The 24,717-nt window shown below is 45.9% G+C and carries 23 protein-coding genes; 1 reads left to right on the top strand and 22 read right to left on the bottom strand.

What is annotated here, in order from left to right; all coding sequences use genetic code 11:
• Positions 1–27: 27 nt before the first annotated feature.
• From rpsU to ndk, 17 genes are all read right to left on the bottom strand, one after another.
• Positions 28–240: a 30S ribosomal protein S21 gene (rpsU, locus tag A3GA_RS0103625; protein WP_018026029.1), complete on the bottom strand. Its 213-nt coding sequence runs from the start codon at positions 238–240 to the stop codon at positions 28–30.
• 147 nt (positions 241–387) lie between these two features.
• On the bottom strand, positions 388–939 hold the full coding sequence (locus A3GA_RS0103620; RefSeq protein ID WP_018026028.1) for a phosphoribosyltransferase: 552 nt from the start codon (positions 937–939) through the stop codon (positions 388–390).
• Positions 940–984: 45 nt separating this feature from the next.
• Positions 985–2,280: an adenylosuccinate synthase gene (locus A3GA_RS0103615; RefSeq protein ID WP_018026027.1), complete on the bottom strand. Its 1,296-nt coding sequence runs from the start codon at positions 2,278–2,280 to the stop codon at positions 985–987.
• 66 nt (positions 2,281–2,346) lie between these two features.
• Positions 2,347–3,510, bottom strand: coding sequence for an ATP phosphoribosyltransferase regulatory subunit (locus A3GA_RS0103610; RefSeq protein ID WP_018026026.1), 1,164 nt, complete (start codon positions 3,508–3,510; stop codon positions 2,347–2,349).
• A gap of 11 nt (positions 3,511–3,521) precedes the next feature.
• Positions 3,522–4,394: a protease modulator HflC gene (hflC, locus tag A3GA_RS0103605; RefSeq protein WP_018026025.1), complete on the bottom strand. Its 873-nt coding sequence runs from the start codon at positions 4,392–4,394 to the stop codon at positions 3,522–3,524.
• A 17-nt stretch (positions 4,395–4,411) separates the two neighbouring features.
• Entirely contained in the window at positions 4,412–5,788 is a 1,377-nt protein-coding gene (hflK, locus tag A3GA_RS0103600; protein ID WP_018026024.1) for an FtsH protease activity modulator HflK, read from the bottom strand.
• Positions 5,778–6,869, bottom strand: coding sequence for a GTPase HflX (gene hflX / locus A3GA_RS0103595; protein ID WP_018026023.1), 1,092 nt, complete (start codon positions 6,867–6,869; stop codon positions 5,778–5,780). Before hflX ends, hflK begins: the two co-directional genes overlap by 11 nt.
• 167 nt (positions 6,870–7,036) lie before the next feature.
• Positions 7,037–7,282, bottom strand: coding sequence for an RNA chaperone Hfq (gene hfq, locus A3GA_RS0103590; protein ID WP_018026022.1), 246 nt, complete (start codon positions 7,280–7,282; stop codon positions 7,037–7,039).
• A gap of 80 nt (positions 7,283–7,362) precedes the next feature.
• Positions 7,363–8,451 (bottom strand): histidinol-phosphate transaminase, encoded by a 1,089-nt coding sequence (hisC, locus tag A3GA_RS0103585; protein ID WP_018026021.1) that lies wholly within the window; start codon positions 8,449–8,451, stop codon positions 7,363–7,365.
• A gap of 84 nt (positions 8,452–8,535) precedes the next feature.
• Positions 8,536–10,035 carry a ribosome biogenesis GTPase Der gene (der, locus tag A3GA_RS0103580; RefSeq protein ID WP_026156783.1) on the bottom strand — a complete coding sequence of 500 codons (1,500 nt, stop codon included), beginning with the start codon at positions 10,033–10,035 and terminating at the stop codon, positions 8,536–8,538.
• Positions 10,032–11,207 carry an outer membrane protein assembly factor BamB gene (bamB, locus tag A3GA_RS0103575; protein ID WP_018026019.1) on the bottom strand — a complete coding sequence of 392 codons (1,176 nt, stop codon included), beginning with the start codon at positions 11,205–11,207 and terminating at the stop codon, positions 10,032–10,034. Before bamB ends, der begins: the two co-directional genes overlap by 4 nt.
• A complete protein-coding gene (locus A3GA_RS0103570) occupies positions 11,188–11,847 on the bottom strand; it encodes a YfgM family protein (protein WP_018026018.1) in 660 nt (219 codons plus the stop codon). Before A3GA_RS0103570 ends, bamB begins: the two co-directional genes overlap by 20 nt.
• Positions 11,848–11,853: 6 nt before the next feature.
• A complete protein-coding gene (hisS, locus tag A3GA_RS0103565) occupies positions 11,854–13,161 on the bottom strand; it encodes a histidine--tRNA ligase (protein WP_018026017.1) in 1,308 nt (435 codons plus the stop codon).
• A gap of 25 nt (positions 13,162–13,186) precedes the next feature.
• On the bottom strand, positions 13,187–14,464 hold the full coding sequence (ispG, locus tag A3GA_RS0103560; RefSeq protein WP_018026016.1) for a flavodoxin-dependent (E)-4-hydroxy-3-methylbut-2-enyl-diphosphate synthase: 1,278 nt from the start codon (positions 14,462–14,464) through the stop codon (positions 13,187–13,189).
• A gap of 5 nt (positions 14,465–14,469) precedes the next feature.
• Positions 14,470–14,994, bottom strand: coding sequence for a helix-turn-helix domain-containing protein (locus A3GA_RS0103555; protein WP_018026015.1), 525 nt, complete (start codon positions 14,992–14,994; stop codon positions 14,470–14,472).
• A complete protein-coding gene (rlmN, locus tag A3GA_RS11260) occupies positions 14,991–16,163 on the bottom strand; it encodes a dual-specificity RNA methyltransferase RlmN (protein ID WP_172471598.1) in 1,173 nt (390 codons plus the stop codon). The genes A3GA_RS0103555 and rlmN overlap by 4 nt, the downstream gene beginning before the upstream one ends.
• Positions 16,164–16,173: 10 nt before the next feature.
• Positions 16,174–16,581 (bottom strand): nucleoside-diphosphate kinase, encoded by a 408-nt coding sequence (gene ndk / locus A3GA_RS0103545; protein WP_018026013.1) that lies wholly within the window; start codon positions 16,579–16,581, stop codon positions 16,174–16,176.
• A gap of 333 nt (positions 16,582–16,914) precedes the next feature.
• Between ndk and A3GA_RS0103540 the strand changes: the two genes are divergently transcribed.
• Positions 16,915–19,755, top strand: coding sequence for a valine--tRNA ligase (locus A3GA_RS0103540; protein ID WP_018026012.1), 2,841 nt, complete (start codon positions 16,915–16,917; stop codon positions 19,753–19,755).
• Positions 19,756–19,839: 84 nt separating this feature from the next.
• Here A3GA_RS0103540 and A3GA_RS0103535 read toward each other — a convergent pair whose 3' ends face one another.
• The 5 genes from A3GA_RS0103535 to pheS form a co-directional block, all read right to left on the bottom strand.
• Positions 19,840–20,100 carry a DUF5339 family protein gene (locus A3GA_RS0103535; RefSeq protein WP_018026011.1) on the bottom strand — a complete coding sequence of 87 codons (261 nt, stop codon included), beginning with the start codon at positions 20,098–20,100 and terminating at the stop codon, positions 19,840–19,842.
• A gap of 157 nt (positions 20,101–20,257) precedes the next feature.
• Entirely contained in the window at positions 20,258–20,644 is a 387-nt protein-coding gene (locus A3GA_RS0103530) for a MerR family transcriptional regulator (RefSeq protein WP_018026010.1), read from the bottom strand.
• A gap of 183 nt (positions 20,645–20,827) precedes the next feature.
• Positions 20,828–21,136 carry an integration host factor subunit alpha gene (locus A3GA_RS0103525; RefSeq protein WP_018026009.1) on the bottom strand — a complete coding sequence of 103 codons (309 nt, stop codon included), beginning with the start codon at positions 21,134–21,136 and terminating at the stop codon, positions 20,828–20,830.
• Between the two features lie 17 nt (positions 21,137–21,153).
• Positions 21,154–23,556, bottom strand: coding sequence for a phenylalanine--tRNA ligase subunit beta (gene pheT / locus A3GA_RS0103520; RefSeq protein WP_018026008.1), 2,403 nt, complete (start codon positions 23,554–23,556; stop codon positions 21,154–21,156).
• A gap of 63 nt (positions 23,557–23,619) precedes the next feature.
• Complete coding sequence (pheS, locus tag A3GA_RS0103515) at positions 23,620–24,642, bottom strand: phenylalanine--tRNA ligase subunit alpha (RefSeq protein WP_018026007.1); 1,023 nt, start codon at positions 24,640–24,642, stop codon at positions 23,620–23,622.
• Positions 24,643–24,717 lie beyond the last annotated feature (75 nt).

The following is a 24,717-nucleotide window of genomic DNA, read 5'->3' as shown; positions in this document are numbered from 1 at the left end:
ACGATAATTACTCGTTTAGTACATCAATTAGTACATACGTGGAGGCAATTGCTGGCTGCGGATGCGCTTGTAGTGGCGCTTAACGGCAGCTGCTTTTTTACGCTTACGCTCAGCGGTAGGCTTTTCGTAGAATTCGCGAGCGCGCAACTCAGTTAAAAGACCAGTTTTCTCAATTGTGCGCTTAAAGCGGCGTAAAGCAACTTCAAACGGCTCATTATCTTTAATACGTACTTGTGGCATAGACAATCAACTAAAAAGGTTTAATAAATGAAACTAAAATAATAGCCCTCTACTATAGCTTAAAACCATAGAAAAAGCAAGTAAATCTAGTACTTATCCGCCTAAAAAGCAGAAAATAAAGGGGTTTTGAGCGATTAAGCGACAGAACTAGCTATCTGCGGAACTTGTACCCTTGCGGATCCAAGATTCTAACTGATGTGGGCGTAAACTATCATAATCCTCAAACGGCTGGTGTATCCAAGGGTTGGTAGGTAAATACTCACAGTAATAATCTGGCTGTACAGTAGCGTGACCCTTGAGCCATAGGACGGCTGAACGCATCTCCTCAATACTCGGAAATTCCTTTAGCAAATGCTCATAGACCTTTTGAAAAGTAAAGCCCGTATCCACCATATCATCGACCAAGAGAATACGCCCCTCTAAACTACCACGTGTGATAGTAATAAACTGAGCAATATCTAAATGACCTTGCACTGTGCCCGCGGCCTCACGATAACTACTTGTCGCCAGAATACCCAGGGGCACATCAAAAATACGGGATAACACATCACCTACCCTAACACCGCCGCGAGCTAAACAAATAATGGCATCGAAGCGATACTTTGACTCATACACCTTCAGCGCTAGTTGTTCAATTAATCGGTGATAATCACTCCAACTAACCCAAAGGTCTCTATCCGTGCTTGGTGGCATGCCCATACGTGACCCCTCTTGTCTCTTAAGAATATCCGTAAAAAACGCTAATTATAAACCGAAAGGATTATCTAACATAATCGTTTCTGAACGTTCAGGACCAGTAGAGATCATCGCTACCGGTACATCACATAACTCACCAATGCGTGCTACCAGTTTACGTGCATTTTCAGGCAAATCTTCATAGCGCTTAATACCCGCAGTACTTTCAGACCAGCCTGGCATCATTTCGATAATGGGCTGTGCCTCGGCTACCTTGTGAGCACCATAAGGCAACACATCTAAACGCTTGCCGTCGATTTCATAACCAACGCAAAGACCGACTTCCTCTAAGCCATCCAGCACATCAAGCTTGGTAACACAGAGACCATTAATGCCATTAATAATCACTGAACGCTTAAGCGCGGCGGCATCAAACCAACCACAGCGACGAGGTCGGCCAGTCACCGCACCAAACTCATTACCCTGTTTGGCTAAATGCCTACCGATATCACAAAACAACTCCGAAGGGAAAGGCCCCGAACCCACGCGAGTACAATACGCTTTCGTAATACCTAACACGTAGTGCAACTCTTGCGGACCCACACCAGCCCCTGCCGAGGCTTGACCAGCAATGCAATTACTACTGGTTACAAAAGGATAAGTACCATGATCAATATCTAGTAAAGCACCCTGAGCACCCTCAAATAATAGGCGCTTACCCGCCTTTTTGGCCTCATAAAGTAGATACGATACGTCTGCCACCATTGGCTCAAGCACCTCAGCCAGCTCCTCACAGAGTGCCTTAACCTCGGCAAATGAGATAGGCTCAACCTGTAATTGATGCTCTAAAATGGAATTATGATAATCCACCGCCGCCCGTAATTTCTTCTCGAATACCTCTGGCATAAACAAGTCTTGCACACGCAAAGCACGACGCGCAACTTTATCCTCATAGGCCGGACCAATACCGCGACCCGTGGTGCCAATTTTATCGGCACCGCTTTGAGCCTCACGCGCCTTATCCACGGCAACATGATAAGGCAAGATCAAGGGGCAAGCTTCAGAAATCTTTAAGCGAGAGCGCACATCAATACCGGCACTCTCAAGCTCCTTAATCTCCGAAAATAATGCCTCGGGAGATAAAACCACGCCATTACCGATATAACAGACCGTATGCGGATGCATAATACCTGATGGAATCAAACGTAATACCGTCTTAACGCCGTTAATCCATAAGGTATGACCGGCATTATGACCCCCTTGGAAGCGCACCACACCATGCACCGATTCTGCTAACCAGTCAACAATCTTACCCTTGCCTTCGTCACCCCATTGGGTACCTATCACTACAACGTTCTTGCTCATATTTTAGATAAAAAAAAAACCGCAACTATGCTAGTCTATCGCAAAAATTGCATATTCGGCAGTAATTTAATTATTAATGCTTTTTAACTGCCATTGATCATTATCTAAGACCAATTCTTGCGTAAAGACATACTCCTCAATGGTTTGCTCAGTGTTAGGAAAAAGCTGTACCACAATCTGCCCCGCTTGGCGCAGCTGCTGGATGATGGCGAGCTGAGCCGCATCGTCAGTCCAAAGCGTTTTAATCGCTTCAGCAGGTTCTGCGCTGGCTAATCCTTGGACCAAACTACGCAAATTTAAACTAAAACCGGTCGCAGGACGTTCTCTGCCGAATGCCGTAGCCACCTTATCATAACGACCACCACGCACTAAGGCATTATGCCAACCCTCGGCATATAAAGCAAAGCTAATACCCGTGTGATAATCATAGCCACTAATATCGGCTAAATCGATGCTGAGCATTGGATAACGCTGTGCAATCTGCTCAAGATCATTGAGTGCGCTATCAATCTCGGCTAACTTAGGCAAGCATTGACGCGCTTGCTCGAGCACCTCTTTACCACCATAAAGATTGGGTAATGCCAAGAGTGCCTTTTTGATGCCCTCAGGCACCTCGTCTAATTGATTTAAAAAGACCCGCAAACTAGTGATGGCTTTTTCACGCACAAAGGCGTTCAACTTATCAGCCTCAGACTCTAAAGCGGGATGGGAGGCTACCAGCGCTCGCATAATGCCAGGATGATTTAAATCCAAGGTCGCATTATGAATACCGGCCACTTTTAAGGTTTGATGCGCCAAACCGATAATCTGTAAGTCCGCTTCTATACCTGCGTAGCCAAATATCTCGGCACCGATTTGTACCAATTCTCGGTCCCCGATGAGATCGTTGGGCTTAGTATGAAAAGCCACACCACAATAACAGAGACGCGTTACACCCTGACGATTAAGTAAATGTGCGTCGATACGCGTCACCTGTGGGGTAATATCGGGACGAATACCAATGGTGCGACCACTCAATTGATCTACTAGTATAGCGGTTTTAAGTGGTAAGTCATTGCGTTGTCCAGCAAAAAGGGACTCGGTAAACTCCACTAAAGGTGGTGCCACCAATTCAAAGCCACTGCATCGATACAGATCAAGTAGCTGACGACGCAATTCCTCAAGTCTACGCGCCTCTGCCGGTAGAATATCTGAAATAAATTCCGGTAATAACCAGTTACTAGCTCGCATCATTACTCCATCTACTCGCCAACTGGATTACCGAAGTATTTAAAGAAGCTGGAATCCGGCGAGACCACGATCGTATCTTCTTTATTAGCAAAAGATGAACGATAAGCATTTAAGCTATTAAAAAAGCTAAAAAACTCAGGCTGCTGCGAATACGCTTCGGCATAAATTTTGGTTGCTGCGGCATCGCCAGCACCACGTACCGCTTCGGCTTCGGCTTGCGCTTGAGCAATAATTTCGGCTACTTGACGATCCGCCTCCGCACGAATACGCTCACTTTCTGCTGCCCCGCTGGCGCGAAGACTATTCGCCTCCTGCTTACGCTCAGCCTGCATACGAGAATAGACTGAATCAGAAACCTCGGCTGAGAACTCAATCCGTTTTAAGCGCACATCAACCACCTCGATACCTAGCGGAGCCGCACGAGTAGAAATATTTGCCAAAATTTCCTGCATCACCACATCACGATCAAAGGAAATCACCGCTCTCACAGTTCGTACGTTAACCGCTGCGTTAAGCGCATCACGGATTTGTGCGGCCAAACGATCCTGCGCAGCTTGGGTAGAGTTACCAAAAGAAATGTAGTAAAGACGAGGATCAGAAATACGCCACTTAACGTAGGAGTCAATAATTAAGTTCTTTTTCTCAGACGTTTGAATGCGCTCAGCATCTCTGGATTCAATTGACTGAATACGCTTATCCAAGAATACCACATTGGCAAATGGGGCCGGCATTTTGAATTTTAGGCCCGGCTCTGTCTCCGTGCGCTGCCATTCACCTAGTTTAAACACCAAGGCGAAATTACGCTCATTGACCGTAAACACACTAGAGGAAATGATGATAAATGCAAGCCCTAGTAATATTGCCCAAAAAACAGGTCTTTTCATAACTAACTTCCTCTTAATTAACGGCGCGCCGACGCTTCGCGATCACGACTTAAATTACGGCTACGATACTCGGCCTCAGTAGAGGCACTGCTAGCGGTGCTGTGCGATTCATTGGCACTGCCATGCTCAAAGGACGAGGCATCACTCGCAGACGCTTGCTGCGGCGCTGGCACAGTACGAGTGGTAGCAGCAGGTTTGCGATTTAAAATGCTGTCCAAAGGCATGAACATCAGAGGATTATTTTGCTGTTCAGCCGTATCAAGCATCACCTTAGAGGCATTAGAATAGATTTCGCCCATGGTGCTGATATACATACGTTCGCGTGTCACCTCAGGTGCTGCCGCATACTCAGACGCGATTTGCTTAAAGCGCTCGGCTTCACCGATGGCCTCACCCACCACCTTGGCACGATAACCCTCAGCACTTTGTAATAAGCGAGAAGCACGACCGTGAGCCTCTGGGATGACGCGACTAGCATAGGCCTGACCCTCGTTTTTCTGGCGCTCGTTATCCTGACCTGCCTTAATCGCATCTTCAAAAGCGGCCTGCACTTGCTCCGGCGGCTGTACGTTTTGAATCGCCACGGTGATCACCTCAATCCCCGTATTGTACCGGTCTAAAATCACCTGCATTAAACGCATCACATCTTGCGCCGCTTGAGTACGACTTTCGTAAAGAATATTATTCATTGATTCCTTACCCACCACCTCGCGCATAGCGGTTTCAGCCGCTTGTCGTACCGATTCATCAGGGTCAGCGGTGGCAAATAAGTAACTCGCCGCAGGACTTAAGGCACGGGTATTAACATCCCCATTTTCCACATCGGCCACACCCGCCTTGATGCGGTACTGTACATCAAATTGCACATCGACGATATTCTCATCCTCGGTCAGCATCAAAGCTTCAGGTAAAACCTTGTTGCGAGAGTTTTCACGGTAACCAATAGAAAAGGCACGGACATTAGCAATATCAACATGCTCCACACTTTCGATTGGTTGTGGGATATGCCATTGAAAACCAGGCATCACCGTACGTTTATACTCACCGAACTGGGTTATAACGCCAACTTGACCCTCACGAATAATAAAAAAGCCACTAGCCAACCACAATAACAGACCGACAATTAAAGCAAATACAATGCCTTTACGGAAGAAATTCGGTGATAAGGGTTTGCCAGAACGACCGCCTGCCGGTCGTGGACCCTGGGGGGAACCGCCGCGATTACCACCACCAAAGAGTGATTTAAACTTTTGTTCTACATCAGACCAAACCTGGTCTAAATCGGGTGGACTATTAGGACCCTCTTGTGGTCGCTTAGGCTCACGTGAATCCTCATCGCTTTGAGGCTTTTTGCCCCAACCCGGATCATTTAAATTAAAAATCTTACTTAGCATCAATAGTTTTCTCTAATTGCTGTTTAGTTAGAACGATAGCCTCTCTAAGAAACTCTAAACCACTGCGCTCGGCGGCGCTTAAAAAGACACGACTAACGCGGCCGGACTCATCTAACTCCAATCTCGGCTCCTGCTCAGTCAAATCAATCTTATTGTAAACAAGAATGGTGGGGATGTGTTGCGCACCAATCTCTTGTAGAACTTTATTTACTTCAAAAATCTGCTCCTCTTTTTGAGGGCTACTACTATCAATCACATGCAGTAATACATCCGCATATAAACTCTCCTCAAGCGTGGCCTTAAAGGCCTCAATTAAGGTCGTCGGCAATTCACGAATAAAACCCACCGTGTCTGATAAAGTTATCTGACCCGCCCCTTCTATCCAAACACGCCGGGTGGTGGTATCCAGCGTAGCAAAGAGCTGATCGGCGGCATACGCATCAGCCCGCGTCATGGCATTAAATAAAGTGGACTTACCGGTATTGGTATAGCCCACCAAAGACACCATAAAGGTACCACTACGCATACGTTGACGACGTTGATTCTCACGCTGCTTACGCACCTTTTTAAGACGTTCGCCCAAGGCCTTAATGCGTCCACCAATAATACGTCGGTCCAATTCTAGCTGAGTCTCACCGGGACCACGGGTACCGATACCGCCCTGCTGCTGTTCAAACTTTGACCAAATCATACTTAATCTGGTACGCATGTACTGTAATTGCGCAAGCTCTACCTGAATCTTACCCTCATGGCTTTGCGCTCTAAGGGCAAAAATATCCAAAATCAGTGCCACTCGGTCGACCACACGGCAATTAAACTCCTCTTGCAAGTTGCGTTGCTGTGCTGGTGATAAGGGTTGACCAAAAATCACAATCTCTGCACCAGCCGCCTTGACCAATGCCACCGCTTCCTCAACCTTGCCCTTACCAATAAAAAAGGCAGGGTCCGGACGCTCTCGATTAGCCACTAGGGTGCCGACAACCGTTGCTCCTGCACCTTTGGCCAACATGATTAACTCCTCGTGATGGGCTTGGAAATCAAGATCGCCATAAAGATTAACGTCAACAATAAATGCTTGCATTGTGGGTGCGTGTATGGGAATCTCCCTCAAGATAGTAAGTAATAGAAATCAACTAATATACCAGGCTATTAACAATAAAAGCCCGCGTAAAAAGCGGGCTTATTACGGCTACAAAAACTTGGTAATCGTCGTCATACCAAGTGCTCTCTGTATATGCTAGGCGTAGCTTAAGCTTCAGCCTCCGGCTCCCCTTCGCCCTGTAAATTAACGGCACGGGCAGGAACCACTGTTGAAATGGCGTGCTTATAGACCATTTGGGTCACGGTATTTTTTAATAACACCACATACTGGTCAAAAGACTCGATTTGACCTTGTAGCTTAATACCATTAACTAAATAAATTGATACGGGGATATGCTCTTTACGTAGTGTGTTTAGGAAAGGATCTTGTAATGATTGTCCTTTATTGCTCATGCTTGAGACTCCGTTAGTATTTATATGATTAAAATTGTAATTATGTAATGGAAGCTATTACTTTAACACTTTTTAAAGGCTTATTTAGTGTCGGTAGCACTAAAATAATCATTTAAGGCCTTAACTAAAGCATCACACGCTTCCTTAAGACCGATTGTAATTCTCAGATATGGGGCGCAACGCTCTGTTTTAAAGTGACGCACTAAAATTTTTCTTTCCCGTAAAGCGAGCGCCAATGCCTCTGCATCATGTGCAGGATGAGTGACAAAGAGGAAATTGGCCGATGAAGGCAGCACCTCAAAACCTAAGGCCTTTAAATCCGCACTGAGTTCATCACGCCACTGGATGATTTTTTGACGAGTTTCTTGAAAATAATCATCCGCTTGAAATGCAGCAATCGCCCCAGCTTGTGCTAAACGATCGATAGGATAGGAATTAAAGCTATTTTTGACACGGTTTAAGGCTTGAATCAAATCCGCCTGGGCAAAGGCAAAACCCACTCTTAAACCCGCTAAGGAACGTGATTTAGATAGGGTTTGAAAAACTATCAAATTGGCATAATCCCTAATCAAGCGGATCGCCGTCTCGGCACCAAAGTCCACATAAGCCTCATCCACTGCCACCAGGATATTGGGCTGCGCTTTTAGGAGACGCTCAATCTCATCTAGCCCCAGCGCCACACTGGTCGGTGCATTAGGATTTGGAAAAATAATACTGGAAACCTCTGCTGGATCTAAGGCACAGTAATCATCAATATTGATACGATAATCCTCAGTCACTGGCATCGTCGCAAAATCAATCTCATATAAACCAGCATATACTGGGTAGAAACTATAGGAGAGATCCGGAAATACCAGTTTTTTACCTGGATGACGAAATAACGCGTTAAAGGCATGTCCTAAAGCCTCATCGGAGCCATTTCCAACAAATACCTGCGCTGCTTCAATCCCGTAGTAATCGGCTACTACCTGGCGCAATTCTTCCGACTCAGCCGGTGGATATAGCTGCAATGCACCGTCCGCAGCTGCTTTAATCGCAGCCACCACCGCCGGCGCCGCAGGAAACGGCGATTCATTACTATTTAACTTAATAAACTCTCCCTCTTTAGGCTGCTCGCCTGGCACATAGGGCTGTAATGACTCAACAAAGGGGCTCCAAAACTTACTCATGCTTAACTCAATCGTGACTTTATGAACAGGATAGAATTCAACTAAAATGGCCTAAACCCTTGAGCTCACAGGCTATTTTATAATTTAAATATAGGGATTACGGGAGGATTTAAAATGAATCCTCAACGGTGTGCCGTCCAATTTAAACGCCTTACGAAAACGCGTTTCCAAATAACGACGATAGGAATCTGGCACCGCTTCCAACTGATTACCATGAATCACAATCAATGGCGGATTTTGACCACCCTGATGGGCATAACGCAATTTAGGGCGGAAAATCCCCTTGCGGGGTGGCGCTTGTTGCTCGACCGCCTCACGCAAGATGCGGGTTAATTTAGGCGTAGAAAGCTTAAGAAAAGCGGCTGCATGGGCTTCATTTACTGAACGCAATAAAGCACCGATACCGCGTCCCTTAAGGGCAGAGATTTTATGCATCTTGGCAAAGCTTAAAAAGCGTAATTTACGATTAAACTCACGCTCAATCCACTCTTTGTTATAGTCGTCCAAGCCGTCCCATTTATTAATTGCGACGACCAAGGCGCGACCGCTTTCCATAACAAAACCGGCAATATGCGCATCCTGCTCAGATATTTCAGTCTGTGCATCCAACACTAAAACGACTACATTCGAAGCCTCAATGGCTTGCAATGTTTTAATTACAGAGAACTTTTCAATGCTCTCAAATACGCGTCCACGCTTGCGCAAACCAGCTGTATCAATGAGGGTATATTTACGATCACCATGATTAAATTCAATCTCAATGGCATCACGCGTAGTACCAGGTAAATCATAGGCAATCACGCGCTCTTCACCCAGCAAGGTATTAATTAACGTGGATTTACCGACATTAGGACGCCCGACAATGGCTAATTTAATACGATGATCGTTAAAAGCCGCCGTTGCAGATTCGGCTGCCTCAGCCTCATGTGGCAGCAGCTCATCAACGTCAAGCGCATCTGCCTCTTGTTCTAAGGCAGCAATGGCCTCTTCGCTAAGCTCTGCCTCCGGATCGTACAGCTCATCCATAGAGGACTCTTCCGCATCAAGACTAATTAAATCCTCGTGCTTAGCATAAGTTTCATGTGCCTTGTCGAGTGCCAAATCAATCAGCTGCTTAACACCATCACCATGGGCCGAGGAAATTTGATAGGGCTCACCTAAACCTAACTCATAGAATTCCGCTGCAGCCTGCCCCGCTTGCATACCCTCAGCCTTATTCACAGCAAGAATCACCGGTCTACCAATACGGCGAATTTTAACTGCAATATCATGGTCATGACTGTTAATACCAGCACGAGCATCTACTAAAAAGATAACCACATCAGACTCGATGATGGCTTGCTCGGTTTGTCTGGCCATTTCGACCAGAATACCGCTTTTCGTTTCAGGCTCAAAACCGCCCGTGTCAATCACCAAATACGGTGAATCACCTATCCGCCCTTCACCATAGTGACGGTCGCGCGTCAGACCGGGGAAGTCGGCTACAATCGCATCGCGTGAGCGTGTCAGACGATTAAATAAAGTGGATTTACCAACGTTGGGACGACCAACAATAGCCACTACAGGTTTAAATGTTGACCTCACTGCGCACCTAGCATAACTAAACGACCACCACCCGTTTGTACAAGCACACCATAGGGAGTGGCAGTCAACGGTGATTGAATAGCGCGACTATCGCCTACCGAAATACGGCCCTGTAACTGACCTGTATTAGGCTCGTAGAAGTGCACATAGCCCTGGTAATCACCAACAAAAACTTTATTGTTAAAATAAACCGGATTAGTTAAACCGCGATTCCGCAATTCATTATCCTGCCAAATAATCTCGCCGCTCGCACCGTCTAAGGCAGTCACTTCACCGTGCATACCAGAGGCAAATAGGCGATTTTGATAGGCGCCTAAACCAACCGAACTAGAAAAAGGACGAGTCCATTTTAGTTGAGGGGCCACTTGAGCACTACCGCCTTGATAACATAAAATCGCCCCTTGATAGCTGTTAGCGCATACCGCATCAGACACTCGTACCGGCAAACCAACAACATCAATGACCGAATCTAAATCGGTCGCACCGATCGCTGAACTAATTTTAATATCCCATAGCGGTCGACCATCCGCTAAATTAAGTGCCACAATACGTCCTACTGGCACCGGCACAATCACTAAGTTGTCCACCACAATCATGCGGGTATCAGTCTTTAGTGATAGCAGTGCATTGGTACGCATGTATGACCACTGCAATTCACCGCTTTGGCGATCAAACCCTTGGACACGATAATCATCATTACGCACAACGATCATATTAGCGGCAACCACGGGTGGTGTTGAGCTTATAGTTGAGGTCTTACTTTCCCATAACTGCGAACCGCTGGCTGCATCCAAAGCAATAACACGACCATCACGCGTGGTGACGACAACGACTTGACCATCGGTACCCACGCCCGCCGCTAACTGCGTGCCTATATTTGTATTCCAGCGAACAGCGCCATTTGCTAGGGCTAGACGCGCAACTTGACCGTTTGGCGTTGCTGCAAAGACCTCATCACCCAACACGATAGGAGCAAAACCATGATCACCCGCAGAACCAATCGCTTGGGACCACACCAGATGACCCTGTGCAGTTTGCTCATAACTCGTTAACTCCACCGGGTCAAAACGACTTTCGGATGAAAATAAGCCGCAAGCACTTAAACTCATGGCACTCAGTGCAGCCACAGCAAATAAACGAGTTGATTTGAATTTAGCTTTGAGGTTGCTCATTTACCCCTCCTAATACATTAAGCTTGAACTGTACTGTCTGAATGAATTCAGCGCTTACGCCGGCAGTTTGTATTGCTTGAGACCATTGCTCAAGCGCACTCTTGAGCTCACCTTGAGCAAAATAGATATCACCGCGTTTATCAGCAAACAATGCCTCGTAACCACTGACATCCTGCGTTAATAGACTGAAAGCTGAATCATACTTTTCTTGATTCGTGTACAAGGTCGCTAATTGCAACTTGGCCGCACCTTGTAATTCTGGATGCTTATTAGCAGCATCTAACACACGCTGTAACTCGGCCTCAGCCTGAGCATCATCACCCTTATCAGCATAAGCACGTGCAGCCAACAAGGCCGCACGACCGGCATAGACATTGGCACTGTACTTATCTTGTAAGATTTGATTAGCCTCTTGCAAACGACGTAAACTGGCCTCATCTTTGGCTTTATAGGTGCTATTTACAATATCATAATAGGCCAGCGCATTACGTGTTTGATAGCTTTGGTACCAGTTCCAACCATACCAACCTAAAATAGCCAATAAGATAACAAGTATCAGACCACTGAGTAGATTACCCCAACGCTCCCACCATGCCTTAAGCCGGTCAATTTTTTCCTGTTCTTCTAAATCAAAAGCCATGCTTTACTACTTCCTTTCTGCTAACACCTGAACTAAATCGGCTTGAGGCACCTCAAACTGATGTTCAATAGTACCATTTTCTGTTGCACGTAACGGCTTAAGTGCTACTTTATTCTGCGCTAATTCTTCCTCGCCGATCACGACCGCCCAACGAGCACCGCTGAGGTCAGCACGTTTAAATTGTGATTTAAAGCCACTTGAACCGGCGTGAACCATCACCTTCCAACCCGCATCACGACATTTTTCAGCCAATAAGGCAGCTACCTGTGAAGCCTTTTCGCCCTGATGCACAAAATAAATTTCTGTTTCTTGCGGACTCTCAAATACACCCTGCTCATCAGCTAACTCTAATAAACGTTCTAAGCCCAAACCAAAGCCTACACAAGGGGTCGCTTTACCGCCTAAGAGCTCAAATAAACCATCATAGCGACCACCACCACACACAGTACCCTGGGCACCCAAGGCATCAGTCACCCACTCAAAAACTGTGAGGTTGTAGTAATCTAGACCTCGCACTAAGCGTGGATTAATAACATAATCAATACCTGCTTGCTGCAGACGTTCACATACCGCCTCAAAATGCGCTTTAGACTCTGCCCCCAAATAATCAAATAATTTAGGTGCATTATTAGCCATCTCTTGCATGGCGGGATTTTTAGTATCAAGCACACGCAAGGGATTACTATACATACGACGCTTAGCATCTTCGTCTAAAATAGCCACATGCTTTTCCAAATAGGCAATCAATGCCTCACGGTGCTGCGCACGCTCAGCACTTTGACCTAAACAATTAAGCTCTAAACGTATATTAGTTAATTTTAATTTACGCCATAAACGGGCTAATAATAGGATGATTTCCACATCCATATCCGGTCCATCGAAGCCCATCGCTTCGACTGACAATTGGTGGAATTGACGATAACGACCCTTTTGTGGGCGCTCATGTCTAAAAACCTGCCCCATGGCATAAGCCCGCAGCGGACGCTCATATAACAGATTATGCTCAATAGCGGCTCGCACCACGCCAGCAGTAAATTCCGGACGCATCGTCAACATATCCTCAGGGTCGACTTTATCAGCGTCTTTTTTCATGGTGAAGGTGTACATTTCCTTTTCTACAATATCGGTCACCTCACCAATACCTCGTGCAAATAAACGGGTTTGCTCAAGAATGGGGGTACGGATATTTTGATATCCATATTGTGCGAGTAAGGATTTGATGATATTTTCTAGTTGCTCCCACTTATAACTTTCATTGGGCAAAATATCATTCATGCCGCGAATGGCATGAACTTTATTAAAGGTTTTTGACATAAGAACGATTTGTAAATAGTTTTAATTAAGACTTTTGACCATAACGCTGCTCAACATATGCTTCGACAATCTGTTGAAACTCTTCAGCGATACCCTCACCCTTTAGCGTCATGCGACGCTCGCCGTCAATAAATACTGGCGCCGCAGGCACTTCACCAGTGCCCGGTAGACTAATACCGATATCTGCATGGCGACTTTCTCCAGGGCCATTTACCACACATCCCATCACCGCCACATTCATATTTTCAACACCGGGATAGCGTTGACTCCATTCAGGCATACTTTTTCTTAAAAACTGCTGAATGCTGTCCGCCAACTCTTGGAAAAACGTACTGCTGGTACGACCGCAGCCAGGACAAGCAACCACCATCGGTGTAAAGGCACGCAGTCCCATGGATTGAAGCATTTCCTGTGCCACAATCACTTCATTAGCACGATTACCGCCCGGCTCAGGTGTTAATGAAATACGAATGGTATCACCAATCCCCTCTTGCATCAGTACTGCTAAGGCAGCCGTCGATGCGACGATGCCTTTAGAGCCCATTCCTGCCTCAGTTAAACCTAAATGCAAAGCATAATGACAGCGAGTAGCGAGATTACGGTAAACGGCAATTAAATCCTGCACATGACTGACCTTGCAAGATAAGATAATTTTATCTGCGGCCAAACCCAATTCCTCAGCGCGCATAGCATTGCTAATGGCCGATACAACCAGCGCTTCACGCATAACGGCCTGCGCCTCCCAAGGTTTGGCACGATGATTATTTTCATCCATCATCTTGGCCATCAAGTCCTGATCCAGGCTACCCCAGTTCACCCCAATGCGTACTGGCTTATTATTTTTGAGGGCGACCTCAATCATTTTGGCGAAATTATCATCGCGACGCTTGCCACCACCCATATTGCCGGGATTAATACGGTATTTTGAAAGAGCTTGAGCACATTCGGGATAATCACTTAACAACTTATGACCGTTATAGTGAAAGTCCCCCACCAAGGGTACATTAACGCCCATCTTATCAAGCTGCTCACGAATGGCTGGCACTTCTTTAGCCGCATCCGGTGTATTTACCGTAATACGCACTAATTCAGAGCCTGCTAAGGCCAATTCCTTTACCTGAATTGCTGTCGCAATCGCATCCGCCGTGTCAGTATTGGTCATGGACTGCACGACCACCGGGGCTGAGCCACCAACAGCAACAATCCGGTCCTGCCATTGAATGTTGACTTGGTGTGTATGGTGCCGTCTTAGTGGACCAACAGCAAATGGTTTATCACTCAACTCAAGATTTGTTTTTATCATCGTGTTTAAACAGCCTCAAACCAGTCTTTGACAAAGCCCAAATTGAGGTCATCAAAGCTAATCGCGCCCTGCCAAAGCGCCACACCCAGCGCGATCACAATCACTAATAACAACAAGAAAATGATGGTAAAAATGGAAAAACCACCCCCTTTAGATGCTCCGGTCGGCGTAGGCGACATACGATAATCCAGACTACTGACTAAATTTGACTTGGAGGCCTTAGCAACAGCGGGCTTATTACCCGTCTCACGAGTCAACATTTCAAGCGCTAACGCAGGATCAACGTCTAAAGCCTGGGCGTACTTACGCACCAAGGCGCGTAAAGCAAAACCCTGAGGTAACAAATCCCAGTTTTTATCTTCAAGTGCTTGTAATTGACGCTTACTATATTTAGTCACATTAGCCACATCCTCTAAGCTTAAATTCTTACGAAGACGGCTGGCATGCAATAAACCGCCTAAGGAATCCGCTAATTCGGGCTGTGGCGCAGATTCTTTGCTTAAATCAGGCATTTGATCTTGAGGGTTCACTTTTGTACCTCGTATATTGGAATAACCCCATCGGCAACGGGAATCACCTCGTCACCACGGCGCTTTTGAGTAATTCTGGAGCGATCCTTAACATCACCCGCTAATTGACCACAGGCAGCATCAATATCATCACCACGTGTCTTACGCGTCGTTGTGATCACACCAGCCGCTTGTAGACGCTCGGCAAAAGCTCGCACTCGATTATTGGAAGAGCGCTTTAAACCAGATTGCGGGAAAGGATTAAATGGGATCAGATTTAATTTGCAACGCACCTCTTTAGCGATTGCAATTAATTCATCTGCATGCTGATCGGAGTCATTTACCCCATCAAGCATAATATATTCAAATGTTATGAAATCACGGGGCGCATGTGCTAAATAACGGTTACAAGCAGCAAGCAGCTCACGTAAAGGATACTTTTTATTTAAAGGGACCAAACGGTCGCGCAAATCGTCATTTGGCGCATGCAATGAAACAGCCAAAGCCACGGGACAATCCTCAGCCAAACGATCCATCATCGGCACCACGCCAGAGGTGGAAACCGTCACCCGACGACGAGATAGGCCGTAAGCATTATCCTCAACCATTAATTTTAAGGCGGGCAATAACTCGCGATAGTTAAGTAAGGGCTCACCCATACCCATCATCACGACATTGGAAATGACGCGTAATGGCTCAACAGGCAATTGCCCATCGGTGCGTGCAGCGGATTGATTCTTGAGTAATTCAGCTCGCGCATACCAAAGCTGAGCAATTATCTCAGCCGTGGTGAGATTGCGGTTAAAACCCTGATAACCGGTTGAGCAAAAAGGACATGCCACAGTACAGCCAGCTTGACTTGAAATGCACAAAGTACCGCGATCATCCTCAGGAATAAAAACGGATTCGATGGCATTATTATCACCCACATCGAACAACCACTTGCGCGTGCCATCGCTAGAAATTTTATCCACGATAGGCGTAAGCGTGGTTACGGTGTAGCGATTTTGTAGCTCAGCACGAAAGTCCTTGGCCAAATCGCTCATACATGCAAAATCGGCTTCGCCGCGCTGATGGACCCAGCGCAGCAACTGCTTAGCACGAAAAGGCTTATGCCCTGCCGCCTGTAGTTCGGCGCTCAGGGCGTCTAAATCTAAGCCTAATAAGTTTTGCTTTTCAGTCATTGAAATAGAAATTGTATTACTTAGCGAAGAAGTACTCAATTTCAACGGCAGCCGTTTCAGGGGCGTCTGAACCATGTACTGCGTTAGCATCAATACTCTCAGCGAAATCAGCACGAATAGTGCCTGGCGCTGCTTCTTTAGGGTTGGTCGCACCCATCAATTCACGGTTTTTAGCAATCGCATTTTCACCCTCTAAGACCTGCACAAACACTGGACCAGAAATCATGAACTCAACTAAGTCATTAAAGAAAGGACGCTCTTTGTGCACTGCGTAGAAACCCTCTGCATCAGCGCGAGATAACTGCACCATTTTTGCTTCAACCACTTTAAGACCAGCTTTTTCAAAGCGAGAAATAATCTCACCAATCACATTTTTAGCGACAGCATCAGGTTTGATAATAGATAAGGTACGTTCAACCGCCATGGTTTGCTCCCAAATAAAAGTTTAATAGTAAAAAACAGATAAAAAGCTCAACTAGCATTTAAGCTCAAGAAAGCTACACTTAATGCCATAATGTGCTAATAAACGTAGCAATTAAGCCCATAAGTAATTGTTTATCAAGCACGGATTGGCACGACTCGATAAATTACTATTCGCTACTTAATGACTAATTTATGCGTATTTTTGAGCTGTTTTACAGAATCACTCATTTTAACATGCAAACAGTTGCTCTTACACCTTAAAATAGAGCATTAAAAAGAAAAAGCATGATTTTATAACACTTGAATTAATCCAGTATTTAACGACGGTAATCAAATGAATCAAACCCCTCTGAGCGATGAACTTGCCAAAAGTTTTGAGCCTAAAAACATCGAATCTTCCTGGTATGATCGGTGGAATGAATTAGGTATTTTTAAAGCGGGACAGTTTACCCAAACCACCTCACCCGAAAGTGGTAAGCCATATACCATTCAATTCCCACCACCAAACGTCACCGGTACCCTACATATGGGGCACGCTTTTAACCAAACGGTGATGGATAGTTTAATCCGTTACCACCGGATGCTCGGTTGTGACACGGTCTTTGTGCCCGGTACCGACCATGCCGGCATTGCGACTCAAATTGTTGTTGAACGCCAATTAGATGCACAAAAAATCTCTCGCCATGACTTAGGACGCAAGAAGTTTATCGATTGCGTCTGGGACTGGAAGGAAAAGTCCGGCAACACCATGATGTCGCAGTTCCGTCGCTTAGGCTCCTCAGCTGATTGGAGTCGTGAGTACTTCACCATGGACGAGCGCATGAGTAAGGGTGTGATTGAGACCTTTGTGCGCCTATATGAACAGGGTTTGATTTATCGTGGCAAGCGCTTAGTTAACTGGGACCCCGTACTAGGTACAGCGGTATCTGACCTAGAGGTTGAAAACACCGAGGAAAGTGGTCTGCTCTGGCATATTCGCTATCCGCTGGTGGAGCCGGTGAATGGCTTAAGCCATGTCGTGGTTGCGACAACCCGCCCTGAAACGATGCTTGGTGACGCAGCCGTCATGGTACATCCTGAGGATGAGCGCTATCAGCACTTAATCGGCAAGGAAGTGATTTTACCGATTAGTAATCGCGTGATTCCGATTATTGCCGATGACTATGTCGACAAGGACTTCGGTACCGGAGTCGTCAAAGTCACACCCGCGCACGATTTTAATGACTATGCGGTTGGTCAGCGCCATCATCTGGAGTTGATTGATATCCTCACGCTAGACGCTAAAATTAACGAAAATGCCCCAGCACAGTACCAGGGCATGGATCGTTTTGAGGCTCGTCAAGCGATTTTAGAGGCGTTAAAAGAACTAGATTTATTAGCAGAAATTAAACCTCATAAATTAATGGTGCCGCGTGGCGATCGTACTAAAACAGTACTTGAACCAATGCTAACCGATCAATGGTTTGTGGCTATGTCCAAACCCGCTCCCGAGGACACCTATCACCCCGGCAAAAGCATTACCGAAGTGGCTTTAGAGGCGGTGAGTAGTGGTGAGATTAAGTTCCACCCTGAGAATTGGGTCAACACCTATAACCAATGGCTAAATAATATTCAGGATTGGTGCATTTCGCGTCAACTCTGGTGGGGTCATCAGATCCCTGCGTGGTACAGCGAAGACGGACAGGTATTTGTTGCTCGCACCGAGAGTGAAGCGCTAAAACAAGCCAAAAAAGCTGGTGTTGAGGGCCCGCTCACTCGTGATGAGGATGTGCTAGATACCTGGTTCTCCTCTGCTTTGGTACCCTTTACTACCATGGGCTGGCCGGAGAAAACACCTGATTACAATCGCTACATGCCATCCAATGTGCTGGTCACGGGTTTTGATATTATCTTCTTCTGGGTTGCTCGGATGATTATGATGAGCAAGCACTTAACCGGTCAGATCCCGTTTAAGCAGGTCTACATTCATGGTCTGATTTTAGATGCCCAGGGTCAGAAAATGTCAAAATCCAAGGGCAATACCCTGGATCCAGTCGATATTATTGACGGCGTGGACTTAGAAACGCTAATCAAAAAGCGCACTGAGGGTCTAATGAATCCTCAGCAAGCGGCACAAATTGAGAAAACCACGCGCGCCAATTTCCCTACCGGTATTGAGCCTTATGGTGCTGATGCACTACGCTTTACCATGGCTGCTTACGCCACGCCGGGCCGCAATATGAACTTTGACTTGAACCGCTGCGGGGGTTATCGCAACTTCTGCAATAAGTTGTGGAATGCGACTCGCTTTGTGTTGATGAATGTGGAGGGTCATAGCCTTGACAAATCCGAATTCGAATTAAGTTTTGTCGATCGCTGGATTATTAGTGAACTACACAAATTCAAAAAGGTCGTTGCTAAAGCCTTTGCCGACTACCGCTTCGATATCCTCGCCAACGCCATTTACCATTTTGTATGGGATGTCTATTGCGATTGGTACTTGGAGATGGCCAAGGTACAGCTACAAAATCAAAATGAAGCGTTGCAGCGTGGCACACGTCGTACCCTAATTAATGTGTTAGAGTCCTTATTGCGCATCGCTCACCCGGTGATTCCTTTTATCACCGAGGAATTGTGGCAAAAAGTGGCACTAGCCGCCGGCGTCATGACAAAATCGCAAAAAACCTCCATTAGTATCAGACCGTATCCTCAAGCCAATGACAGCTTAATTGATGAGAACGCCATTGCCATGGCTGAGGATCTGCAAGCACATATTGAGGCAATTCGTGTATTACGTGGCGAAATGCAGCTCTCCCCTGCTGAGCGCGTACCGCTACTGGCCGTCGGCGATGCAGACAAGCTAACTAGCTATGCCCCTTATTTACGAGCATTGGCCAAGCTAAGTGAGGTGCAGATTGTGGACGAGTTGCCTGATCTCGGCTTCCCAGTACAAAGCTTGGGACAAAGCCAATTAATGCTTAAGGTAGAAATTGATAAAGAAGCTGAATTGGCTCGCTTAACTAAGGAGCTACAACGCTTAGAGGGTGAAATTGCCAAGGCACAAGCGAAGCTAAATAACCAAAACTTCGTTAGCAAAGCCCCTATCGCTGTGGTAGAACAGGAGAAAGAGCGTGTAGTTAAATTTGGCGAGCAATTAGTGCAAGTTAAAGAGCAAATGGCTAAACTCGCTAGCTAAACTCCCTTTTTAAGCAGTAAAAAAATAGCAGCTGTATTTCAACCATACAGCTGCTATTTTATTAGCAATCAATTAAGCAATGACTTACATGCCAACGGTTGATTGCTTAAAGGTTTCTAAAGCCTGCTCACAACCTGGGGCTAACATGGATTTATCAGCCACCGTATTTAATTGTTGCTTCGTGCTCTCAACCATTTGTTTGTAGCTATCAGCCATTTGAGGATGTTTTTTTGCAAAGTCTTCTACCGCATTAAAGTAATCCTCACATGCTTTAGGCATATCAGCCGCATGAGCCATAACAGATACTGAACATAACGCAGCGGCAGCGAATAATTTTAATTTCATACTATCGATCCTTTTAATGATTTACCAACAATCGTGTTAATCATTACATATCCATATGACAACAGAATGACGGTTTTATGGCAGAAATATGACGCTTAACAAATACTTAGGGCGTTTGATCCAATCATCAAACGCCCTATCGATCAATAGCAAAAATCTAAATCAGCTTATTTAAGTCCTGAATGATCCCTTCCAACTCCGCACGGATGGTTTGCAGATCATTGGCTGGAATACGCACCGCAGCATCTGCTTCCTCCTGCTGGCGTGGATTACCCAAGCGATTACGTGCGCCGGCAATCGTAAAGCCCTCATCATATAGCAGGGTACGAATTCGCCGAATCAATAATACCTCATGATGCTGGTAATAACGACGATTACCTCGGCGTTTGACCGGATTAAGCTGGGTAAACTCCTGCTCCCAATAACGCAGCACATGCGGCTTTACCTGGCAAAGCTCAGCCACTTCACCAATGGTGAAATAGCGTTTAGCAGGGATGGGTGGTAACTCTACTGTGACAGTTTCTTGAATTTCGGTTTGTTCCATCGCATCTTTAGCCTAAACCACTGAGGGTAGGCGTTTGTAATTGTTTTGACTTATCAAAGTGTAGCACAAAACCGACTATTATCGTGCACCTCTAATACGGCAATCTCGGTCTCTAAAAAGATTAAGACGGTTCATTGCAGATTAGCAACAGCCCGCCTTAATGCTACAAAAGGCCAATAATATCTAATCGGCACAATCCTCAACCAGCTCTTTTAACTTCTGACTGGCATGAAATGTCACCACTCGACGAGCAGAAATCGGAATCAAATCACCGGTCTTGGGATTACGACCTGGACGCGCGGCTTTATCTCTTAATTGGAAATTACCGAAACCGGAAATTCTCACCGCTTTACCCTCGATTAATACATCGCTGATTTGCGCAAAAAAACCATCAACAATATCTTTTGCCTCACGTTTATTAACACCGACGCGATCATATAGTAATTCAGTTAAATCGGCCTTAGTTAACGAAGGCTTTACTGATGTAGTCATCTATTATTCTCCCCGAACTATCGTAATCTAAGACCCAGTTTTTCAACGAGGGTATTAAGAATTTTGTTCATTAACTGCTCCACCTGAGCATCTTCCAGCGTGGCTTTGGCATCTTGCAGCATAAAGCGCATGGCTAAACTGCGTTCGTTCTGTTCAGATTTAGGATACTTCCAAACATCAAATAATGTAACATCCCGAAGAATACCCTCAGCCTGTATGGGTGCTAAGGCATCCATTACTTGTTGGTAAGCAATATCAGCAGGAGCCCAAACTGCTAAGTCACGGATCACCACCGGTTGCTTGGAAATTTCCTTATACGCTGCTAAGTCATGTGCCATCAGTGGTGCAATGTCAATTTCAAACACCACAGGTGCCGTCGGCAGATCCAACTCAGCTAACCATTGTGGATGCAGTTCGCCGATGATACCAATTTTTTGATCACGATAAAAAATCGTCGCACTACGACCCGGGTGTAAGGCCGGATGTGCTTCGGCCACAAAGCGCAAGTCCTTGGCCTGTGAACCCAACAAGTTTACTAGATCATTTTTCAAATCGAAAAAATCCACTTGCCGTGATTGCTCACCCCACTGCTCGGGCAATGCTAAGCCCCAACTGGCTGCCGCAAAGTACAACGGTTGATGAATGCCTTTGACCGTCGTTTCACTGGCCTCAACCTGAGGTGCATCAAAAAACACTCGACCTAACTCAAAAATACGCACACGATTCTGACGGTATTTTGCATTGTGTGAGATGGTTTTTAATAAGCCGCCAATTAAGCTTGTACGCATCACCGCATACTGCGCAAAAATCGGATTTAAAAGACGGATGGGCTTATCGTTATTTTGATAATTACGCTCCCAACTTTCATCCACAAAGCTATAATTCACTACTTCCTGATAGTCCATAGCCGCCATCAAATGACGGAAAACATGCTCTGAACGACGTACCTCAGGGAATGGGAAAATACTGGCTTGTGCAATTGGTTCACGGGCTGGGATACGTTCAAAGCCATACACCCGCGCCACCTCTTCAATTAAATCCTCTTCAATGGCGATATCAAAACGATAAGAAGGTGCCTTGACCGTAAAGACCTGCTCCGCATCAACTTCAAAATCAAACTCCAGATTAGTGAAGATTTGCTTGACTTCTTCTAGCGAAACCTCAACGCCCAAAACCTTATTACATCGGTCTAAGCGCATTGAGACTGCCTTACGTTCAGGTAAATTGATGATCTGGTCCTGCACCGGGCCGGCACGACCGCCACAAATCTCAAGAATTAAACGGCTAATATACTCAATATGCTCAACAATATTTAAAAAGTCGACACCACGCTCATAGCGATAAGCCGCTTCGGATGAAATTTTATACTTACGGGTTAGACCCGCAATGGCATCCGGAAACCAGAACGCAGCTTCTAGATAAATATCCTGCGTCTCCAAATCCACCGCAGTCGCATCACCACCCATCACACCAGCTATGCTCTCTGGCCTATCCTCATAACAAATAACACCAGTATCCTCGCTTAGCTCAACCTCTTCACCCACGAGTAGCTTTAACTTTTCACCAGCACGAGCCCAACGTACACTTAAGCCCTTAGCGGTATCGATGTTTTTAATATCAAACACGTGCGTTGGTCGACCCAGTTGCAACATCACATAGTTGGAAATATCCACCAAAGCTGATACTGGACGCATACCCGCTGCGATAATGCGTTGTTTAATATAATCTGGGGTCTCAGCCTTGGCATTCACACCACGAATAATACGACCAGCAAAGCGACCGCATAAATCCGGTGCCTCCACGCGCACTGGCATGGACTCGTCTAAGCTCACCTCCACTGGTGTGAAATCCAGCTTTTGCAACTTAGCACCGGTTAAGGCTTGCACCTCACGCGCCACACCATATACGGATAAACAATCAGCGCGGTTTGGTGTTAATTTAAACTCAATCACTTTATCGTCTAAATTTAGCGCTTGTCGAATATCGGTACCGACCTCCATGCTATCGTCCAGAATCATCAAACCGGCATGCTCGTCACTAATACCTAATTCACGTGCTGAACACAGCATACCGAGTGATAACTCACCGCGTAACTTGCCCTTTTTAATCTTAAAATCACCAGGCAAGACTGCACCAACACGCGCCATGGGTACCTTAATACCCGCTGCGGCATTGGGCGCACCACAAACGACCTGTATCAACTCACCGGAACCATCATCGACCTGACAAATACGCAATTTATCGGCATTTGGGTGCGCTGCGATCGCTTTAACCTCAGCCACCACCACCCCTTCAAAGGCCGGCGCTAGGGTTTCAACGCCTTCAACCTCAAGACCTGACATTGTCAAGCGATGACAAATGTCCTCCGTAGATAAGTCCGGATTGATTAAACTTCTTAACCAAGATTCTGAAATAAACATAGTAAATTCTTTACAAAAAACGAATGGGATAGGAAATGAATACTTCGTTTAAACCTAAATCAACTAGCGATTAAATTGCTCTAAGAAACGCAAATCACCTTCGTAGAATAAACGTAAATCATTAACGCCATAACGCAACATGGTGAGACGTTCAATACCGGAACCAAAGGCAAAACCCATGTATTTTTCTGGATCTAAGCCAAAATTGCGTACTACGTTCGGGTGCACCTGACCCGCCCCGGAAATTTCCAACCACTGCCCTTTCATCGGTCCGCTATTAAACATCATATCGATCTCGGCGGAAGGTTCGGTAAAGGGAAAGAAAGATGAACGGAAACGCAACTGAATATCGTCCGTCTCAAAAAATGCTTGTAAAAACTTGGTATAAACGCCTTTTAGTTCGGCAAAAGAAATATTTTCATCGAGCCACAAGCCCTCCACCTGGTGGAACATCGGGCTATGGGTCGCATCACTATCCACACGATAAGTACGGCCAGGCGCAATCACCTTAATCGGTGGTTTATGCTGACGCGCATAGCGCACCTGCATCGGACTGGTATGGGTACGTAACATCAAGGGCAAACCCGCTTCATCTTGATGGTCGATATAAAAGGTATCCTGCATGGAGCGTGCGGGGTGATTTAGCGGATTATTTAAGGAGGTAAAGTTATACCAGTCTGTCTCAATCTCAGGACCATCAGCCACATCAAAACCAATGGAACGGAAAATACCCTCAATCCTTAAAGTCGACTGTATTACTGGATGCAATCCACCGCGATTTAAACCACGGCCGGGTAAGGTCACATCAATTTTTTCAGCTGCCAGACGCTGCGCCAATTGCTCCTCGGCAAAACGTTCGCGACGCGCAGTCAGCAAAGCCTCAATCTCTCGTTTGATTTGGTTAATGCGCTGGCCGACTGCTTTTTTCTCCTCAACAGGCAAGCTGGCGAGTCCCTTAAGTAAGCTGGTAACGGCACCGTTTTTACCTAAAAATTTAGCTTTTTCATTTTCCAGACTGGCCACATCAGGCGCTGCTGCAAATTTTTCTTCTGCTTGTTTAATTAAGTCGTCTAAGGATTCAGTCATTGTCCAAACCATTGATAAAAAAATAGGCGGGATCCTAAAATAGAACCCCGCCTTGATATGAATACAGAATTGCTA

This window comes from Oligella urethralis DSM 7531 (assembly GCF_000372065.1).
Classification (GTDB): Bacteria; Pseudomonadota; Gammaproteobacteria; order Burkholderiales; family Burkholderiaceae_B; genus Oligella; species Oligella urethralis.
Note: the sequence above shows the minus strand (reverse complement) of the source record. Positions and strands in the feature narration are given on the sequence as shown.

Excerpts from the sequence above, each read along its gene's own strand:
- rpsU (WP_018026029.1), bottom strand. The coding sequence starts at position 240 with ATGCCACAAGTACGTATTAAAGATAATGAGCCGTTTGAAGTTGCTTTA.
- A3GA_RS0103620 (WP_018026028.1), bottom strand. The coding sequence starts at position 939 with ATGGGCATGCCACCAAGCACGGATAGAGACCTTTGGGTTAGTTGGAGT.
- A3GA_RS0103615 (WP_018026027.1), bottom strand. The coding sequence starts at position 2,280 with ATGAGCAAGAACGTTGTAGTGATAGGTACCCAATGGGGTGACGAAGGC.
- A3GA_RS0103610 (WP_018026026.1), bottom strand. The coding sequence starts at position 3,510 with ATGCGAGCTAGTAACTGGTTATTACCGGAATTTATTTCAGATATTCTA.
- hflC (WP_018026025.1), bottom strand. The coding sequence starts at position 4,394 with ATGAAAAGACCTGTTTTTTGGGCAATATTACTAGGGCTTGCATTTATC.
- hflK (WP_018026024.1), bottom strand. The coding sequence starts at position 5,788 with ATGCTAAGTAAGATTTTTAATTTAAATGATCCGGGTTGGGGCAAAAAG.
- hflX (WP_018026023.1), bottom strand. The coding sequence starts at position 6,869 with ATGCAAGCATTTATTGTTGACGTTAATCTTTATGGCGATCTTGATTTC.
- hfq (WP_018026022.1), bottom strand. The coding sequence starts at position 7,282 with ATGAGCAATAAAGGACAATCATTACAAGATCCTTTCCTAAACACACTA.
- hisC (WP_018026021.1), bottom strand. The coding sequence starts at position 8,451 with ATGAGTAAGTTTTGGAGCCCCTTTGTTGAGTCATTACAGCCCTATGTG.
- bamB (WP_018026019.1), bottom strand. The coding sequence starts at position 11,207 with ATGAGCAACCTCAAAGCTAAATTCAAATCAACTCGTTTATTTGCTGTG.
- A3GA_RS0103570 (WP_018026018.1), bottom strand. The coding sequence starts at position 11,847 with ATGGCTTTTGATTTAGAAGAACAGGAAAAAATTGACCGGCTTAAGGCA.
- hisS (WP_018026017.1), bottom strand. The coding sequence starts at position 13,161 with ATGTCAAAAACCTTTAATAAAGTTCATGCCATTCGCGGCATGAATGAT.
- ispG (WP_018026016.1), bottom strand. The coding sequence starts at position 14,464 with ATGATAAAAACAAATCTTGAGTTGAGTGATAAACCATTTGCTGTTGGT.
- ndk (WP_018026013.1), bottom strand. The coding sequence starts at position 16,581 with ATGGCGGTTGAACGTACCTTATCTATTATCAAACCTGATGCTGTCGCT.
- A3GA_RS0103540 (WP_018026012.1), top strand. The coding sequence starts at position 16,915 with ATGAATCAAACCCCTCTGAGCGATGAACTTGCCAAAAGTTTTGAGCCT.
- A3GA_RS0103535 (WP_018026011.1), bottom strand. The coding sequence starts at position 20,100 with ATGAAATTAAAATTATTCGCTGCCGCTGCGTTATGTTCAGTATCTGTT.
- A3GA_RS0103530 (WP_018026010.1), bottom strand. The coding sequence starts at position 20,644 with ATGGAACAAACCGAAATTCAAGAAACTGTCACAGTAGAGTTACCACCC.
- A3GA_RS0103525 (WP_018026009.1), bottom strand. The coding sequence starts at position 21,136 with ATGACTACATCAGTAAAGCCTTCGTTAACTAAGGCCGATTTAACTGAA.
- pheT (WP_018026008.1), bottom strand. The coding sequence starts at position 23,556 with ATGTTTATTTCAGAATCTTGGTTAAGAAGTTTAATCAATCCGGACTTA.
- pheS (WP_018026007.1), bottom strand. The coding sequence starts at position 24,642 with ATGACTGAATCCTTAGACGACTTAATTAAACAAGCAGAAGAAAAATTT.